General features: G+C 72.3%; 10 protein-coding genes. 7 read left to right on the top strand and 3 right to left on the bottom strand.

The genetic code is table 11. From position 1 onward, the window contains the following. Positions 1-12: 12 nt before the first annotated feature. Positions 13-1,869 (bottom strand): hypothetical protein, encoded by a 1,857-nt coding sequence (locus tag ABD999_RS18405; protein WP_271278235.1) that lies wholly within the window; start codon positions 1,867-1,869, stop codon positions 13-15. Positions 1,870-1,937: 68 nt separating this feature from the next. On the opposite strand from ABD999_RS18405, the gene ABD999_RS18400 reads away from it, so the two are divergent. From ABD999_RS18400 to ABD999_RS18380, 5 genes are all read left to right on the top strand, one after another. Continuing rightward, entirely contained in the window at positions 1,938-3,557 is a 1,620-nt protein-coding gene (locus tag ABD999_RS18400; RefSeq protein ID WP_271278236.1) for an MmpA family trehalose lipid delivery protein, read from the top strand. 113 nt (positions 3,558-3,670) lie between these two features. Further along, positions 3,671-3,805, top strand: coding sequence for a hypothetical protein (locus ABD999_RS18395; protein WP_261808826.1), 135 nt, complete (start codon positions 3,671-3,673; stop codon positions 3,803-3,805). Between the two features lie 12 nt (positions 3,806-3,817). Next, positions 3,818-4,612 carry a glycosyltransferase gene (locus tag ABD999_RS18390; protein ID WP_148034157.1) on the top strand — a complete coding sequence of 265 codons (795 nt, stop codon included), beginning with the start codon at positions 3,818-3,820 and terminating at the stop codon, positions 4,610-4,612. A 7-nt stretch (positions 4,613-4,619) separates the two neighbouring features. Beyond that, positions 4,620-5,741 (top strand): glycosyltransferase family 4 protein, encoded by a 1,122-nt coding sequence (locus ABD999_RS18385; RefSeq protein WP_271278237.1) that lies wholly within the window; start codon positions 4,620-4,622, stop codon positions 5,739-5,741. After that, the gene (locus tag ABD999_RS18380; protein ID WP_271278238.1) at positions 5,738-9,802 is read left to right on the top strand and encodes an alpha-(1->3)-arabinofuranosyltransferase domain-containing protein; all 4,065 of its coding nucleotides are present in this window, start codon (positions 5,738-5,740) and stop codon (positions 9,800-9,802) included. Before ABD999_RS18385 ends, ABD999_RS18380 begins: the two co-directional genes overlap by 4 nt. On the opposite strand, the gene ABD999_RS18375 is transcribed toward ABD999_RS18380, so the two are convergent. Next, positions 9,723-10,913: an acyltransferase family protein gene (locus tag ABD999_RS18375; RefSeq protein WP_187281373.1), complete on the bottom strand. Its 1,191-nt coding sequence runs from the start codon at positions 10,911-10,913 to the stop codon at positions 9,723-9,725. The genes ABD999_RS18380 and ABD999_RS18375 overlap by 80 nt on opposite strands. Positions 10,914-11,032: 119 nt before the next feature. Between ABD999_RS18375 and pgfA the strand changes: the two genes are divergently transcribed. Together pgfA and ABD999_RS18365 are read left to right on the top strand one after the other, a co-directional pair. Further along, positions 11,033-11,947 (top strand): cell envelope lipid trafficking protein PgfA, encoded by a 915-nt coding sequence (pgfA, locus tag ABD999_RS18370; RefSeq protein WP_148034153.1) that lies wholly within the window; start codon positions 11,033-11,035, stop codon positions 11,945-11,947. A 168-nt stretch (positions 11,948-12,115) separates the two neighbouring features. Beyond that, positions 12,116-13,222, top strand: a complete 1,107-nt coding sequence (locus ABD999_RS18365) for an NAD(P)H-dependent flavin oxidoreductase (RefSeq protein ID WP_219543520.1) — start codon at positions 12,116-12,118, stop codon at positions 13,220-13,222. Here ABD999_RS18365 and ABD999_RS18360 read toward each other — a convergent pair. Beyond that, the gene (locus ABD999_RS18360; protein ID WP_271278239.1) at positions 13,219-14,028 is read right to left on the bottom strand and encodes a crotonase/enoyl-CoA hydratase family protein; all 810 of its coding nucleotides are present in this window, start codon (positions 14,026-14,028) and stop codon (positions 13,219-13,221) included. The two genes, ABD999_RS18365 and ABD999_RS18360, sit on opposite strands and share 4 nt — an antisense overlap. Positions 14,029-14,081 lie beyond the last annotated feature (53 nt).

Below are 14,081 nucleotides of genomic sequence, written 5' to 3'. Positions count from 1 at the left end.
CCCCCGATCCCCTCACGGCAGCACCGGCCGTGCGGGGATCGGCGTGCCGTGCTCGGCCGGCACCGGCTGCCCCGCCTTGATCTCGCCGACGCACGCGGGCGCGCCGACCGTCCTGAGGGCCAGCTCGCCGCCCTCGCCGTGCACGGTCGCGTACGTCGCGCCGAGGTCGCGCCCCGCCCTGACCTCGGCCTGCCCGCCGCCCAGCCGCACGACGAGCGTGGTCTCGGCCGAGTTCAGGTACGTGACCAGCACGGTCCACTCGCCGCCCGGCAGCCTCTCGGGCAGCGGGAAGACGACCTCCTCGGAGCCCACGGGCGTGCAGGAGGCGCCGCCCGGCACGGTGACCCCCTTGACGTCCACCGGGTTGAGCCGTCCCCGCGGGTCGAAGACGAGCGGGGCGCGCACCGGCCCCGACAGCCGTTCCGTCCAGTTCACCCGGCCGGGCGCGAGCGGGCCGAGGACCTTGGAGACGCGGGCGTACTGGAAGAAGAAGGCGGGGTCGGCAACCTTGAGCGGCACGAAGGTGTCCAGCACGACCGAGTCCTGGGGGACGCGGGCCAGCGCGAGCTCGGCCGTCACCACGTAGCTCTCGACGTTGCGGCCGAGTGGCAGCGCGGTGAAGGCCGTCACCGACCAGACCGAGCCCGCCGCGCACACCGCGGCCAGCGGCGCCCACGCCCACCGCCACCGCGGCGGCGGGCGCAGCCACGGGCGCTCCTCGCCCGCCACGGGGATGAAGGCCAGGCCGATCACGATGGCGGCCACCATCGACGTGGACGCGATGTACCGCAGCTCGAACCCGGCCAGGTCGGCCCCCAGCGCCTCCACCCGCCCCAGCATGACCGGGACGACGTCGGCCAGCAGGAAGTAACCGAGCAGCATCAGCCAGGCCAGCCAGGCCCGCCGCCGGTAGCGCAGCGACACGATCACCACGGCCGCGCCCACCACGAGCGAGGCCCAGATCAGCGGCGCCGGGGTGGCGGCGAGCGCGTAGTCCTCGCCGATCGGCCACCACCGCCACGGGCCGCCCAGCGAGGTGGGCACGAGCGAGCCCGAGAACATCCGCCACGTGGCCTCCACGGCCAGCCCCGCGTCCGGCAGGGAAGGCCGCACCGTGTCGTTCGTGAGCTGCACGGAGGTGAACATCTGGTGGAAGAAGACCACCGAGTACGCCGCGAGCACCCCGCCGTAGAACAGCCACACGCGCGTCATCCGGTCCCGCGCCAGCCAGCCCAGGGTCAGCACGAAGGCCATCACCAGGATGAACGGCGACTTGACGTAGAACGCCATCGCGAACAGCGTCCAGCCCACGGCGGCCACCGCGTGCCGCCGGCGCCGCGTGCGGGTGTAGAGGACGTGTGACGCGAGCGCCATGGGCACCGCCACCTGGAAGGGCAGCGCCCCCAGAACCACGGACCACCATGACAGCGAGGGGATCGTCATCGGGGTCAGCAGGAAGAACCCCAGCGGCACCAGGATCGCCGGCCGCGACCCGAACAGCACCGTCAGCAGCCGCAGCAGCGCCAGCCCCGCCGCGGCCAGCAGGCACATCGTGACGCCGTGGGCCAGCGCGTCGTTGTAGCCGCCGAGCCGTCCCATCAGCCACTGGATCGCGAACGGGCCGGGAGCCATGTGCCCGTAGTCCACCCGCATCAGGTAGTCCCAGGTCAGGCTCTGTTCCAGGCCCCTGGCGATGAACATGAAGTCGTCCTGGCGGAAGTACGTGCGGCGGACCAGCTCGAACTTCCACACCAGCTGGGCGGCCACCATCAGCAAGCCCGCGGCGAGCACCACATCGCCGCGCACCGCCTGGCCGGCCCTCGCCACCCCGTCGTCCTTCCTGCCCGCGATCCCCCCACGCGACAGCATGCCGGAAACGTCCCTCAACTGGCGACATGCTGGGAAAAGCAGTCATAGAGGTGTGATGTCATAGCTGGATGCCACACCAGGCCAGAGCCGCCCTGGCCGGCGCCGCCCTCGGCCTCACCCTCGGAGCCCTCGCCCTCGGTCCCGCTCTGGGCTGGGGGTTCGTGCTGCTGCAGGACATGGTGTTCGTCCCCGACCCGGCGTTCTCCCTCTTCACCTTCGGCCTGGCGGGCGGCGCGCCCCGGGTGGTGCCCAGCGACGCGGTGGTCACCTTCCTGTCCCAGCTCCTGCCGGGGGAGCTGGTGCAGAAGCTCGTCCTGCTGTCGATCTTCGTGCTGGGCGCCTCGGGCGTCGCCGTCCTCGTCCCTTCCCCCGGACTGGCCCCCCGCCTCGCGGCGGCGGCCTTCTACGTCTGGAACCCGTTCGTGGCAGAGCGTCTCCTGATCGGGCAGTGGGCGCTCCTCCTGGGGTACGCGGGGCTGCCCTGGGTGGTCCACGCGCTCGACCGCGGTCGCCGCCTGGCCGTCTCCGTCCTGCCGGCGGCGACGGGCGGCTTCGCGGCGATGCTGGTCACCGTCGTCACCGCCCTCCCCGTGGCCGCCTCGTCCGGCCGCCGGTGGGGGAGGGTGCTCCAGGTGGGGCTGGTGCTGGGCGCCTTCTGCCTGCCGTGGCTGGTGCCGGCGGTGCTGCGGCCCGACGGTCTCGAAGGGGACCCGGTGGGGGTGGAGGCGTTCGCCTCGCGGGCCGACACGCCGTTCGGGACGGTGGGGAGCCTGCTGTCCCTCGGCGGGATCTGGAACGCGAACGCCGTGCCCGCCGGGTACGACGGGATCGTCGGGGCGGTGGCGCGGCTGGTGCTCGTGGTCGCGGGGATCGCCGGGTTCTGGTGGCTGGGCCGCCGGTTGCCGTACCGGAACGGGCTCGTGGTGGCCGCCGTCGTCGGGTTCGCCATCGCGTCCGCGGGGGTAACCGAGGCCGGGCGGTCCGTGCTGAAGTGGCTGGTCGGGGTGTGGGGCGGGTTCGCGGTGTTCCGGGACGCGCAGCAGTACGTGGCGCCGGTCGCGTTGCTGGCGGCCGTGGGGCTCGGGCTGCTGGCGGCGGCCGTCGTACGGGAGAGCCCGGCCGGGGCGAGCGGGTCCGCGGCGCCGGGCGGACAGTCGGCGACGGCGGGTGGGCGGCCTGGACGGTGGCTGGTCGGCGTGCTGGTCGTGGTGCCCGTGGCCGTGCTGCCGACGATGGCGTGGGGGGCTCTGGGGGCGCTGGACGCCGTCTCGTATCCGCGGTCGTGGTACGAGGCGAGGGACACGCTGCGTGACGACCCGGCTCCCGGTGACGTGCTGGTGCTGCCGTTCGAGTCGTACCGGAGATTCGACTGGAACGGGCACAGGGCGGTGCTGGATCCGGCGCAGCGGTTCTTCGCGGTGCCGGGGCGGCGGGTGGTGACCAACGACGTGGTGCGGGTGGGCGAGCTGGTCGTCGGAAGCGAGGACCCCCGGGCCGCGGAGGTAGAACGCGTACTAGAAGGCGGTTCACCTGACCTCGCCCGACTGGGGTTCCGGTACGTGATTGTTGATGCGGGGACGGTTGAGGAGAAGAACCGGTTCGCCGGCTGGCTCGGTGACGCCGAGGTGCCGGTCAACTCTGCGGAGCTGCGTCTGTACAGGTTGGAGCCGCCGCTTACGACCCGATAAGGTACCTCATCAGGGGTTTTGTAAAATTTGGGTCTAGCTACTAGCGAGTAGCAGTAATTGGTTCTAGGTTTGTCCACATACCCCGGACCCCTGCCGCACCAGGAGGAACCCCCGTGATCAAGATCCTGTTAGCAGCGATCATCGGCGTAGCCGTGGCCGCACTAGTGACGACGATCACCACGGTCTCCCTGACCGGTTCCACCGCCACGCCTGTCAACCAGCCGCTCTACAACTACGGCACGCGGTAACAGAGCGCCGCCATGCCGCCCTCCTCCTCAGGGAACTCGGGGGCGAGCCGGCGACCACTGCTTGAGATCGTCGTTCCCGCGCACAACGAGGAACGACGGCTTCCCGGGGGGCTCCTGCAGCTGTGCGCGAAGCTTGCCCGCATGCCGTTCCCGACCGCGGTCATCGTCGTCGACAACAACAGCACGGACGGCACCGCCGAGATCGTCCGCACCTGGCCCGAGGGCGAGGTCCCGGTCCGGCTGGTGAGCTGCCCGGTGCCCGGCAAGGGAGCCGCGGTCCGTGCGGGGCTGATCGAGACCCGTGCCCCCTTCGTGGGCTTCTGCGATGCCGACATGGCCACCGACCTGGCCGCCGTCGACGTCGCCTTCGGCCTGCTCCTGTCCGGGGAGCGGGTGGTGATCGGCTCGCGGGCGCACGCGTACTCGAGTGTCGAGAACCGGCACAGCCGGATCCGCGAGATCGGCGCCGTCGGCTTCCGCGCGCTGGCCAGGGCGCTGGTGCACGGGGTGAGCGACACCCAGTGCGGGTTCAAGTTCTTCGACGGCCCGCTCGCCCGCGAGGTGGCCGCCGAGCTGCGCACGCCCGGGTTCGCGTTCGACGTGGAGCTGCTGGCGCGCTGCGCCGGCCGCGGCTCGCGGGTGCTGGAGATCCCGGTCCGCTGGCACGACATGCCAGGCTCCAGGTTCTCCCCGGCCCGGCACAGCTTCGGCATCATGCTGGAGCTGGGCAGGATCTGGCTGAGGCTGCGCGCCACACCGCCCGCGCCCGTCTGGGAACCCCCGCTCGACCCCGTCGGATATCCGTGAACGACCCATGAACGTCGCCGTCGTCAACTGGCGCGACCCTTGGCACCCCGCCTCCGGCGGCGCCGAGACCTACGCCTGGGAGCTGGCGTGCCGGATGGCCCGCGCGGGCCACGCGGTCTCGTTCGTCACCGCGCGGGCGCCCGGCCAGTCGCGGGCGGAGACCCGCGACGGCGTACGGGTGCGCCGGATGGGCGGGGTGTTCACCGTCTACCCGCTGGTGCTGCTCTGGCTGCTGGTCCGGCGCACCAGGTTCGACGCGGTGCTCGACTGCCAGAACGGCATCCCGTTCTTCACGCCGTGGGTGCTGCCGCGCCGTACCCGGATCCTGTGCGTCGTGCACCACGTGCACGACCGGCAGTTCGGCCTGCACCTGCCGTGGTGGCTGGCCGCGGTGGGGCGGTTCCTGGAGGGGCCGGTGTCGCGCTGGACCTACCGGCGGCACACCGGCGTGGCCGTGTCGCCGTCCACCGTGCGCGCCATGCGGGAGCGGCTGCGCTGGATCGGCCCGATCCACCTGGTGCACAACGGGGTGAGCACGGGCCCGCCCGAGAACGACGTCCCCAAGAGCCCGGTGCCGCGCGTCGTCTGCGTCGGCAGGCTCGTCGCGCACAAGCGCGTCGGCCTGCTGCTGGACGCGGTGGCGGAGCTGCGGGAGCAGCGGCCTGACCTGGTCGTCGACGTCGTCGGCCGCGGCCCGGAGGAGGCCGCGCTGCGCGCGCGGCTCCCCGGGGGCGTCACGCTCCACGGCTACCTGCCGGAGGAGGAGAAGGCGCGCCTGATCGCCGCCGCCTGGGTGCACGTCACCGCCTCGCAGGGCGAGGGCTGGGGGCTGTGCGTGGTGGAGGCCGCCGCGCTCGGCGTGCCGACCGTCGCCTTCGACGTGGAAGGGCTCCGGGACGCGGTACGGGACGGCGAGACGGGCTGGCTGGTGCCCGAGGGCGGCACACCGGCCGCTGACCTGGCCAAAGGCCTCGGCGCGGCGCTGGACGAGGTCGCGGGCGAGCTGACTGACCGGGGTCCGGACACCTATAACATGAAATGTCGGAAATGGGCTGGACGGTTCTCCTGGGACGCCAGCGCCGACCGCCTCATGGCGTTGATCACCGGTGCGGACGTGGAGGAGCGGTGACCGAGAAGGCCCGGCACCGCTTCTGGCTGGTGTTGTGCTGTGCCGGCTTCGCGATCCTGGCGTTCACCACCAAGCCCGGCCACCTCATCCCCGACACCAAGCTCGACCTGGCGCTGAACCCGCTCGGCTGGCTGGAGCGCGCCACCCACCTGTGGGATCTGCAACACTTCGGCCAGCTCCAGAACCAGGCGGCCGGCTACCTGTTCCCGATGGGCCCCTTCTTCGCCCTCGGCGAGCTGGCCGGCGTCGAGCCGTGGATCACCCAGCGGCTCTGGCTGACGCTGCTGTTCTGCGTCGCGTTCCTGGGCGCCGAGCGGCTGGCCGCCAAGCTCGGCGTCGGCACGCCGGGCACCAGGATCGCGGGCGCGCTGGCGTACGCGCTGGCCCCGCGCGCGCTGTCGATCGTCGGCGAGATCTCGATCGAGTGGCTGCCCGCCGCGATGCTGCCGTGGATCCTGATCCCGCTGCTCACCGCCGCCGAGACGGGGCAGCGGGCCAGGGCGGCGGTCCGGTCGGGACTGGCCGTGGCGCTGTGCGGCGGGGTGAACGCCGTCGCCGTGCTGGCCGTGCTGGTCGCCCCCGTCGTCTACATCCTCACCCGGCCGCGCCCGGTGCCGCGCTGGCGGATGCTCGGCTGGTGGACGGCCGCCGTCGCGGTGGCCACCCTCTTCTGGTCGCTGCCGCTGCTGCTGGTGGGCCGGTACGCGTTCTCGTTCCTGCCCTACACCGAGACCTCGGCGGCGACCACGCAGGTCACGTCGCTGACGAACGTGCTGCGCGGCGCCTCCGACTGGGTGCGCTTCCTGCCGCTCAGCGGCGTGTTCGAGCAGCCGCCCGGGTACGCGATCGCGACCTCAGGCGCGATGGTGGCGGTCACCGGCGTCATCGCCGCGCTCGGCCTGGCCGGGCTGGCCCGCCGCGACCTGCCCGCCAGGGGCTTCCTCATCGGGCTCTTCCTGGTGGGGACGGCGGCGGTGACGGCCGGGCACATCAGCGCGCTGGAGCCCGCCGTGGCCGAGCCGATCCGGTGGCTGCTGGACGGCCCGCTCGCGCCGCTGCGCAACCTGCGCAAGTTCGACCCGCTCATCCGGCTCGCGCTCGCGTTCGGGCTGGCCCACCTGCTGGCGAGCGTGCTCGGCCGGGCCAGGCTGCCGCTGCGGGCGGTGGCGGCGGGCGCGTTCGCCGCGCTGGTCCTGCCGGTCTTCAACCAGGGCCTGGCGTACCCCGGGGTCTTCCAGCAGGTGCCGGACCACTGGCGGCAGGCCGCCGCCTGGCTCGACGAGAACGCCGGTGACGAGGGCGTGCTGGTCGTGCCCGGCGCCTCGTTCGGCGAGTACGTGTGGGGCCGGCCGATGGACGAGCCGCTCCAGCCCCTGTCCAGCGTCCGGTGGACGGCACGTCAGATCACCCCGCCGGGCTCGGTGGGGCTGAGCAGGCTGCTGGACGCCGTCGACCAGCGGCTGACGTCCGGCCACGGCTCGGCCGGGCTGACCGAGGTGCTGCGCCGCATGGGCGTCCGTTACGTGCTCGCCAGGAACGACCTGCTCAGGGAGCAGCTCGCGGGCGCCTGGCCGGCCAGGATCCACGAGGCGATGAGCGAGTCGCCCGGCGTCACCAAGGTGCGTTCCTTCGGCGAGCCGGTCGGCGACGTGTTCGGCGACGACGCCGTCGACTCGCTCGACGCCGCCTTCCCCGCGCTCGACCTGTACGAGGTGTCGGAGCCGTCGGACCTGGTCACCGTACGCCCGGCGGCGGACGCGCTGCGGGTGCGCGGCGGCCCCGACTCGCTGCTGAGCATGGGTGACCTCGGCCTGCTCGGCGACGGGCCGGTCCTGGTGAACGACGACGCGGCCGGGGTCGAGGCGCCGGCCGTGGTGAGCGACGCGCTGCGGCTGCGCGAGCGGCACTTCGGCGAGCTGCGCTCCAACATCAGCCCGACACTCACCGAGGACCGGCGGGCGGACTTCAGCGGCGTGCTGGCCCTGGACCTGATGGAGAAGGGCTGGCTGGAGAACACCGCCACCGCCGAGTACGACGGCATCGCCGGCGTCTCGGCCTCCTCCTCGGCCGCCGACGCCGGCGCGCCCGCCGGGACCAGCGACCCCTCGCGCGGCCCCTGGTCGGCGATGGACGGCGACGTGCGCACCGGCTGGGAGACCGACGGCGCGCGCACGCCCGAGGGCGAGTGGCTCCAGGTCGACCTGCCCGCGCGCCGGGAGGTCTCCCGCGTACGGGCGATGTTCGCCGCCGAGCTCCTGCTCGGCCAGACGGTGGACCGGGTGGCGGTCGAGACCGAGGCGGGCCGCCGGGAGCAGGACGTCGAGCAGACCACGGACCCGCAGTGGCTGACCCTGCCCGAGGGGCCGACCTCGTGGATCCGGGTCACGATCCTGTCCGTCCGGCCCGGTGACTGGACCTACGGGCAGCGCGCCGGGATCGTCGAGCTCAGCGTGCCCGGGGTGACCCCCGGCAGGACGATCAGGCTGCCCGGCTCCGGCGGCGACGTGTTCGTCATGGACCGCGGCCTGGACGCCCGGCCCGGGTGCGTGCGCAGTTTGAACCGGTGGGTGTGCAATCCCGCGCGGCTCGCCCGTACCGGGGAGGAGAGCACCGGCCTGGACCGCACGTTCACCGCGGACGCGGAGCGGGCCGTCACCGTGCGCGGGTCGGCCGTGCTGCGCGACAGCGCGCTCGTCGACCGGTTCACCCGGGTCAGCGGCGGCGTGACGCGGGTGTCGGGCACCTCGCAGCTCAGCGAGGACGCGGTGGTCTCGCCCCGGTCGGCGTTCGACGGCGACCTGACCACCACCTGGGTCCCGGCCGACGGCGACCGCGAGCCCGCGCTCACCGTCGCCTGGAAGGGCAAGAAGAAGATCTCCCGCATCCAGGTCGGCAGGCCGGGCAGCGACACCCAGTCGCTCGACGTGGTGGTCACCGGCGACGGCGGCGTCTCCCGCGGCGGCCGGGTGGACGAGCGGGGCCACGTCAGCTTCGACCCGATCACCACCACCCAGCTCAAGATCCGCTTCTACCCGCTCACGCAGCGGGTGCAGGTCACCGAGCTGGCCATCCCGGGGGTGGCCAAGGCGAGCACCCCCGGCGACATCCCGCTCCGGCTCGACTGCGGCACCGGCCCGCGGATCGAGGTGAACGGCCAGGTCGTCGAAACCCGCGTCGCAGGCAGCCACCGCGACCTGCTGGAGCAGCGGCCGGTGCGGATCACCGGGTGCGAGAAGGCGGAGCTGCTGGCGGGCGACAACCGGGTCAAGGTGGCCGGTTGGGAGCCGTTCCAGGTGGAGAACCTGGTCGTGGGCGCCCTGCCGGAGACGCCGCGCCAGGTGGAGGCCGCCGCGGTGCCGGGCACCTGGACGCAGTCCGCGCGCGAGGTGCACGTGAGCGCGCCCGACGACGCCTTCCTGGTGGTCGGCGAGAACTTCAACGCCGGCTGGCGGGCCAAGATCGGCGACCGGACGCTCCGGCCGGTCCGGATCGACGGCTGGAAGCAGGCCTGGGAGCTGCCCGCCGGCACGTCGGGCGTCGTGCGGATGGAGTACACGCCGGACCGGCCCTACTGGTTCGCGCTCGCCGCCGGGCTGGGCGGGATCGCGCTGCTGGCGCTGCTCTCCCTGATACCGCTCGGGCCGCGCCCCGAGCACGTGCGCGCGACCGCGCCGGCCGCCCTCTCGCGGCTGTCGAGCTGGCGGGCGCCGTACGCGGCGGTGGCGGGGCTGGCGTTCGGCTACTGGATCGCGGGCACGCCCGGCATGCTCGCCCTGGTCGCCGCCGGGGCGCCGGCGCTGTGGCTGGACGGCCGCACGCGGGGCGCGTACTGGCTGCCGGCCGGACTGTTCTGCGCGGCGGCGGGCGCCCAGGCCGTCGCGCTCACGCTGCGCTCGTACGGGATCGAGGCCGGGATGCTGATGGACCACGTGCCGCAGCTCGTCGCGTGCGCGGCCATGGGCGCGCTGTTCGGGCGGCTCGTCACGCGGCGGGAGCCACCGGCTGCGGAGCCGGAGCTTCCGGTGGCCGAGCAGGTGCTGACCGGCGCCGGCCGAGCGTGAGGGCGACATGTTCGATCAGGTGATAGCTCGCGATGCTGAGCAGCAGCGACACGATGAACGACACCACGGCCAGGCTGGTGAAGTCGCCGGTGAACGGCGGGTCGCCGGTGATCTGCCGGTGCAGCGTGATGACCGGCGCGTGCCACAGGAAGAAGCTGTAGGAGATGCGGCCCAGGTAGGCGGCGACCGGGTTGCCGAGCAGCCGGTGGCGCAGCGAGCCGGGGTCGGGCGCGAGCGCGAACGGCGCCACCAGCAGAACGGCCACGGCCGCCTCCAGGGTCATCCTGACCATGGACTCCCCGAGGGTCGGCAGGGTGAGCGTGCGCGGCCCGGCCAGCGGCGTCGACAGCACCGCGTACAGCAGGAAGGCGAGCACCAGCAGCTGGGGGGCGAGCGAGCCGATCACCCGGCTGCCGCCGAGCCAGACCGACAGCACCGCCATCGCCATGCCGCAGGCGAAGAACACCAGGTGGTACGGGAGCCAGAGCGCGAGATCCGGCACCTCCAGGACCCGTGCGGCCACCACGGTGGCCACCGAGACCACCGGCAGCACCGCGATGCCCCAGAGCAGCCGCGCCGGCACGTTGCCGCCCCGGGCCGCCCACCGGTGCAGCGCCCAGCCGAGCAGCGGCAGCACCAGGTAGAAGGCCATCTCGATGGGCAGCGTCCACATCTGGTAGAGGCCCTCGGCGCTGTGCAGGCCGGGGACGTAGTTCTGCAGCAGGAGCAGCCAGACCACCCAGCCGGTCCAGTCGAGCGGCGTCCAAGCCCACAGCGCCAGCGAGGCGACCAGCCAGTAGACCGGCAGCACACGCAGCGCCCGCCGCCACAGGTAGAGCCCGGCGGCGGGGCGCGGTGCGCCCTCGATGGCGGCCTTGGCCCACGGCCGGTAGAGCAGCAGGCCCGACAGCAGGAAGAACACCGGCACGGCCATCCCGAGGCGGGACAGCAGCCAGGCGTACATGCCCTCGCCGTACATCACGCCGGTGTTGCTGGCCACGTGCAGCAGCCACACGCCGAGTGCGGCCAGGGCGCGGATGCCGTCGAGAGCGGCGTCTCTCTTCAGTGCTCTCACCCCCGGGGTCTCGTCGGCGAAACCACGATAGAACATGTTTCTATCGATTTGGTTGCGGCTCGTGGTCGGCGGGTGACGCCGATCACGCACTGTCATACTTTGATCCAGGTCATACAATCCCGACGACAACACGTTCTAATTTTGCGGAGGTCTCGATGGGTCGTATTTCAACGCTCGTCCTCATCGGGCTCGGCGCGTTTTTCATCGCGCTCGCCCCGCTCCTGAAATTCTGGGCGGCGGACCAGCTGATCTCCGCGCCGGCGAACCAGTTCGGCATCTCCACCCTGGAGGCGAAGGGCGCCCAGTACTTCTCCCGCCAGGATCTCAAGGTGCTGAACGCCGACCTCGAGATCATCGTCACCACCCGTGGTGACGTGAAGGACGCCACCGGCGACCGGGTCGTCTGGGACGAGGCCACGGTGGTCAACGACGTGACCAACAACCGCAGGTCAGTGGACATCTCCGACCGGCGCAGCGCCTTCAACAAGTACACCGGCGAGGCCGTGAACTGCTGCGGCGTGAACATCGCCAAGGCCCCGGTCACGCTGGAGGGCCAGATCTACAAGTGGCCGTTCGACGTGGAGAAGAAGACGTACAAGGTCTTCAACTCCACCGCCAAGCAGGCCTTCGACGCGACGTTCGTGCGCGAGGAGAAGGTCAACGGCCTCGACACGTACGTGTTCGAGCAGCTGGTGCCGGCCACCAAGACCTCCACGCAGACGATCCCCGCCAACATCGTCGGCATCACCGACGTGACCGGTGACGTGCAGATCGACCGCTGGTACGACGGCAAGACCACCTACTGGATCGAGCCCGTCACCGGCTCCCCGGTCAAGCAGGAGGTCCAGCGGCACGAGGTGCTGAAGACGCAGGACGGCGTGGAGCGCGCCGCGGCCTTCGTCGCCACCGCCCAGATGACCGAGGAGACGGTGAACGGCCTGGTGAGCAACGCCCAGGACGGCAAGAGCCAGATCAACCTGCTGCGCAACACCATCCCCCTCGTCCTGCTCGTCGTGGGCGTCGCGCTGATCCTCGCCGGCGTGGTGCTCGGCCGCCGCCGCACCGCCTGATCCTTTTCCGACCCCGGGGCCCGCCGCGTGCGGGCCCTTTTACTTTTTCCGGGACCGTTACAACGGAAATTGAAACGTGTTCCAATAAAAAGTTACTCGCCGGTACGAGCGAAACATCTAGCAGTAGAACGTGTTGCAGTTCGGTCTTCCCGGTCGTATCGTCGGGACATGCGGACCCGTGTGACGGACATGTTCGGAATCGACCTCCCGATCTTCGCGTTCAGCCACTGCCGCGACGTGGTGGCCGCCGTCAGCAAGGCAGGCGGAATGGGCGTGCTCGGCGCCCTCTACTTCACCCCCGAAGAGCTCGAACGGGAGCTCGCCTGGATCGACGACCACGTGGACGGCAAGCCGTACGGGGTGGACGTCGTCATGCCGGCCTCCTACGAGGGCGCCGAGTTCCCGGCGGAGGAGCTCGTCGGCCGCCTGCAGGGGATGATCCCCGAGGGGCACCGGCAGTTCGTCGAGAACCTGCTGTCCAGCCACGGCGTGCCGCCGCTGTCGCAGGACGCCGACGCCGGCCGGGTGCTGCTCGGCTGGACGGACGCCACCGCCCGGCCGCAGGTGGAGGTCGCGCTCAGGCACCCGATCGCGCTGCTGGCCAACGCCCTCGGCCCGCCGCCCGCCGACGTGGTGGAGCAGGCGCACGCCCACGGCGTCAAGGTCGCCGCCCTCGCCTCCACCCCGCGCCACGCGCTCAAGCAGGTCGAGGTGGGCGTGGACGTGGTCGTGGCGCAGGGCACCGAGGCGGGCGGCCACACCGGCGAGATCTCCACGATGGTGCTCATCCCGCAGGTCGTGGACGCCGTGGACGTGCCGGTGCTGGCGGCGGGCGGCATCGGCAACGGCCGCCAGATGGCCGCGGGCATGGCGCTGGGCGCGGAGGGCGTCTGGACCGGCTCGCTCTGGCTGACCGTCGAGGAGGCCGACACCCCCGAGATGGCCAGGCAGCGCATCCTCGCCGCCACCTCCCGCGACACGGTCCGCTCCCGCAGCTGGACGGGCAAGCCCGCCCGGCTGCTCAAGAACGAGTGGACCGACGCCTGGGAGGCGCAGGAGTCGCCGGGCACGCTGCCGATGCCGCTGCAGTTCATGCTGGTCTCGGACGCGCTGCGGCGCATCGGCCGCTCCGACGCCGCCGAGCTGGCGACCTTCCCCGCGGGCCAGATCATCGGCATCACCAACCAGGTCCGCTCGACCAAGGACGTGGTCTACTCCCTGGTCGAGGAGTTCGCCGAAGCCCTCGAACGCCTCGGCCGCATCACCCGCGACTAACGGCCCCGGTAGGTCGGGGGGCGCTTCTCGCGGAAGGCGCGGGTGCCCTCCTTGGCGTCCTCCGACCCGATCACCGGCCAGCCCAGCTCGTCCGACACCTTGAGCGCCTCCGCCTCCGCGAGGCCCTGGGTGTCGCGGTAGGTGCGCAGGATCGCCTGGACGGCCAGCGGCCCGGCCGCCGCCACGCTCGCGGCCAGCTCGCGGGCGGCGGCCAGCGCCTCGCCGTCGGGGACGACCCGGTTGACCAGGCCCATCGCCAGCGCCTCGGCGGCGGTGACGGAACGGCCCGTGAGGAGGAGGTCCATCGCGTGGCAGTACGGGATCTGGCGTGGCAGGCGGACCGCGCTGCCGCCCATCGGGAAGAGCGCGCGCCTGGCCTCGAACAGGCCGAGGGTGGCCGACTCCGCCACCACCCGCAGGTCGGTGCCGACGAGCAGCTCGGTGCCGCCCGCCACCGCGTAGCCCTCGACGGCGCTGATGACCGGCTTGGCGGGCAGGTCCTCGCGGAGCAGGCCCTTCCAGTGGTAGTTGGCGATCTTCTCGCCACGCGCCAAGACCTCGGGGTCCGACGGGGGAGCGGACATCGCCTTGAGGTCGGCGCCGGAGCAGAACGTGCCCTCCGCGCCCGTCAGGATCGCCACCCTGACGTCCGGCTCGGCCGACACGTAGGCCCAGGCGCTCGCCATGCCGATGAGCATGTCGGAGGAGAGCGCGTTGCGGGCCTCGGGGCGGTTCATGGTGACGATCACCACGTGGTGGTCACGTTCCACGCGGCAGTGGGGGGTGCTGATCGGCAGAAGCTCCACTCACTCCTCCTGAAATCAAGCGCTTGCTCACACCATAGCCGCGGGTTACGCTG

It is taken from the genome of Nonomuraea ferruginea (assembly GCF_039540635.1).
GTDB classification, from domain to species: domain Bacteria; phylum Actinomycetota; class Actinomycetes; order Streptosporangiales; family Streptosporangiaceae; genus Nonomuraea; species Nonomuraea ferruginea.
This window is presented reverse-complemented; position numbering and strand designations above follow the sequence as displayed.

Bases quoted from the DNA above. Each gene is read 5' to 3' on its own strand.
- ABD999_RS18405 (WP_271278235.1), bottom strand. From the start codon at position 1,869: ATGCTGTCGCGTGGGGGGATCGCGGGCAGGAAGGACGACGGGGTGGCG.
- ABD999_RS18400 (WP_271278236.1), top strand. From the start codon at position 1,938: ATGCCACACCAGGCCAGAGCCGCCCTGGCCGGCGCCGCCCTCGGCCTC.
- ABD999_RS18390 (WP_148034157.1), top strand. From the start codon at position 3,818: ATGCCGCCCTCCTCCTCAGGGAACTCGGGGGCGAGCCGGCGACCACTG.
- ABD999_RS18385 (WP_271278237.1), top strand. From the start codon at position 4,620: ATGAACGTCGCCGTCGTCAACTGGCGCGACCCTTGGCACCCCGCCTCC.
- ABD999_RS18375 (WP_187281373.1), bottom strand. From the start codon at position 10,913: ATGTTCTATCGTGGTTTCGCCGACGAGACCCCGGGGGTGAGAGCACTG.
- pgfA (WP_148034153.1), top strand. From the start codon at position 11,033: ATGGGTCGTATTTCAACGCTCGTCCTCATCGGGCTCGGCGCGTTTTTC.
- ABD999_RS18365 (WP_219543520.1), top strand. From the start codon at position 12,116: ATGCGGACCCGTGTGACGGACATGTTCGGAATCGACCTCCCGATCTTC.